This window comes from Mesorhizobium sp. M7A.F.Ca.ET.027.03.2.1, assembly GCF_003999175.1.
Classification (GTDB): Bacteria; Pseudomonadota; Alphaproteobacteria; order Rhizobiales; family Rhizobiaceae; genus Mesorhizobium.
Genome location: NZ_RZOM01000775.1, coordinates 1 through 3,002, shown reverse-complemented (window position 1 = coordinate 3,002; position 3,002 = coordinate 1). Strand labels below are relative to the sequence as shown.

At 62.2% G+C, this 3,002-nt stretch carries 3 protein-coding genes; all 3 read left to right on the top strand.

Going from position 1 to position 3,002, the window contains the following annotated elements; translation table 11 throughout:
• Positions 1-310, top strand: a 310-nt coding sequence (locus EN750_RS26605) for an anhydro-N-acetylmuramic acid kinase (RefSeq protein ID WP_189526467.1), incomplete at its 5' end; no start/stop codon positions are given.
• A 356-nt stretch (positions 311-666) separates the two neighbouring features.
• Positions 667-1,638, top strand: a complete 972-nt coding sequence (gene pstS / locus EN750_RS26600; protein ID WP_245482822.1) for a phosphate ABC transporter substrate-binding protein PstS — start codon at positions 667-669, stop codon at positions 1,636-1,638.
• 78 nt (positions 1,639-1,716) lie between these two features.
• Positions 1,717-3,002 (top strand): Na/Pi symporter (locus EN750_RS26595; RefSeq protein ID WP_145967932.1); only part of this gene is annotated, 1,286 nt, incomplete at its 3' end.

The following is a 3,002-nucleotide window of genomic DNA, read 5'->3' as shown; positions in this document are numbered from 1 at the left end:
GGATGGCGCGGCACTGCTGACCGCCTTTACCGCTGGAGCCGTCGGCAAGGCACTCGACCTCTTACCAAGCCGTCCGAAAAAACTGGTGGTCAGCGGCGGCGGCCGCCACAACCCGACCATGATGGCGATGCTGACCAGCCGTGCCGGCGTCGAAGTGGTGCAGGCCGAGAGCCTCGGCTGGAGCGGCGATGCGGTCGAGGCGGAGTGTTTTGCCTTCCTCGCGGTGCGCGTGCTGCGCGGCCTGCCAATCAGCTTTCCGAGCACGACCGGCGCACCGCGGCCGATGCGGGGCGGAAAACTCGCCAGTTAGAGCCTCTTCCATCCCGGAACGGGATGGGATGACCTTTCCCGCCCGGCCGACTTTCAGGCGATGCGGCTTTTTGCTCAGGTTTTGCAGTCGAAAGGTCTTCGGAATAGTCGAAAAGCTTTTCCGCCGGGACCCACTGTCATCCAACCGTTAAGAAGAATTAATACAAGACAACAGCGATCTTGTTTTCAGCTGACGCCTCATTTCGCAGGCGTATGGCCATTGATGCGCGCCTACATAGCGGCGGCAGTATAGTTGGGATTCAATTTATGTTGTCAGCAGGTTTAGCCTTATTGCGCGGTGCACGGCCGACGGTTTCGGGGGCGGCAGCTGCGCTCGCCCTTGCAATCATCGGGGCCATGATCGGATCCGCTGCGCGGGCTGAGCCCATTCGCGGTGCGGGGTCGACACTGGCCGCGCCGATCATCGGCAAGTGGGCAACGACATACAAGGCTGCACGCGCCGACGGCGGCGACTTCTTCACGCTGGACTGGACCGTCGATTATGAACCGGTCGGATCCCTTGCCGGCCTGATGCGGCTTGCGCAGCCCGAACTGGATTTCGCCGCCACGGATGTTCCCCAGCAGGCTGATGATCTCGCCAGGAACGGCCAGCAGCAATTTCCGATCGTCATGGGCGGGATCGCGGTGGTCGCCAATCTCGATGGCCTGCCAGAGCAAGGTCTGCGCCTCTCCGGCCCGTCCTGGTCCGATCCTGCGATAAGGGTGCTCAATCCCGACATAGCCCTTCCCGATCTCGCCATCAGCGTCATCCACCGGCAGGACGGTTCGGGCTCAACCTATGTCTTCACCGAGTTTCTGTCATCGACAAGCGAAGACTGGAAGACGAAGCTTGGAGCCGACACTCTGATCGACTGGCCGCTCGGGACAGGCGCGGAAGGTACGCAAGCGCTTCTTCGTGCCGTGGCTGCGAGCAAGGGGGCGATTGCCTACGCCGAATACGGCCAGGTTCTTCGCGCCGGCCTTCCCTTCGCAGCGGTCCAGAACAAATCCGGCAAGTTCGTCAAACCGGACCCGCAGGGCGTGCAAGCAGCGGCCACCTCCGTCGCCTGGGGGGAAACGACCGACTTCTTCGCCTCCCTCACCAATCGCAGCGGAGATGGTGCGTACCCGATCAGCACGGCGGTGTTCGCCGTTGTCCAGGTCGCGGGGCGTTCGGAACATCGCTATCGCCGCGTGCATGATCTTTTCCGGCTCGCCTTCGCGCAAGGTGCCGGCGACGCCACCGCACTCGGCTATGTGCCGCTGCCGAAAGCGCTCATTGGCCAGATCGAACAGTATTGGGCAAGGCAATTGCCGGTCGGAAACTGACCCGAACGAAAGCTGCCTTGCGCAGCAACTGAACTTCATACCGCGTCGTCGTGGCGACTTGTTGGGGGCCTGCCTGAAATGGACATAGATATCTTCAAGGACATCCTCGTGCCGGTGATCGGCGGCTTGGGCATCTTCATGCTCGGTCTGGATTTCATGGCAAACGGCATCCAGGCGCTGTCGGTCAACCGGATGCGCGACTTTCTCGCCAAGGCAGCTGGTACGCCGGTCAAAGGCGTGCTGGCGGGAACGCTGATCACCGGCGTCATCCAGTCGTCGACGGCGATGAGCGTCATAGTCGTCGGGCTGGTCAATGCCGGTGTCATCGCCCTGCGGCCGGCGATCAGCGTGATCATGGGCGCCAACATCGGCACCACGCTCGGCAACGGGCTCATCGCCCTGCCGCTCGGTCCGCTCGGATTGATCCTAGCCGGCGTGTTCTCGCTGGTCTACTGCTTCGCCAAAAGCGAAAAGGTGAAGAACATAGCGCTCGCCTGCATGGGTTTCGCTCTGATCTTCTACGGCCTCAACCTGATGACCGGCGGCCTGCGTCCGCTTCGCAACCTGCCGGAAGTCATGGCGCTGCTGCAGACGCTGACGGCCGACTCCTACCTCAACCTTTTCAAATGCGTGTTCATCGCCGCCGGCGTGACCGCGATGATCCACTCGTCCTCGGCGACGATCGGCATCGTCATGGGCCTTGGCGCGGCGGGCATTCTCGACTGGACAACCGCCGTCGCCTTCTCGCTCGGCGCCGATCTCGGCACCACGATCACATCCTGGATGGCTTCCCTCAATCTTTCGAAGAACGCCAAGCGGACCGCCTATGCGCACATCTCGTTCAATATCATCGGGGTGTGCATCACCATCCCTCTGTTCTTCGTCTCCATCCAGGTGCTGGAATGGGCCATGCAGTTCTTCGGCGGCGATCCGGCCGTTCCGGTGATTGTCGACGGCAAGGAGACCTTCCCCTTGGTGCCGGTCGCGGTCGGCCTCTACTCGACCTTCTTCAACGTCTTCAACACAGTGCTGCTGTTCCCGTTCATCGGCGTGTTCGAGCGGGTGCTATCGCGTGTCGGCCACACGGATGCCGACGACGCGGAGGATTTCTCGACGCCGAAATTCCTCGACCGCAAACTGGCCAGCGATTTTGCCAAGGCCATTCCCGCCGTGCAGCAAGAGACGGCCCGCCATCTGGAGGCCGGCGCCATGTTCCTCGACATCGCACGCTCTTCCAAGAAGGCGCCGTCGGATCCGGGCGAGCACTATCTGGCGACCGACATCCTCAGCCGCGATATCCGCGCCTACACCGCCGCGCTGATGAAGGAGGATCTGCCTTACGAACAGCTCGATCTGATCGCCAG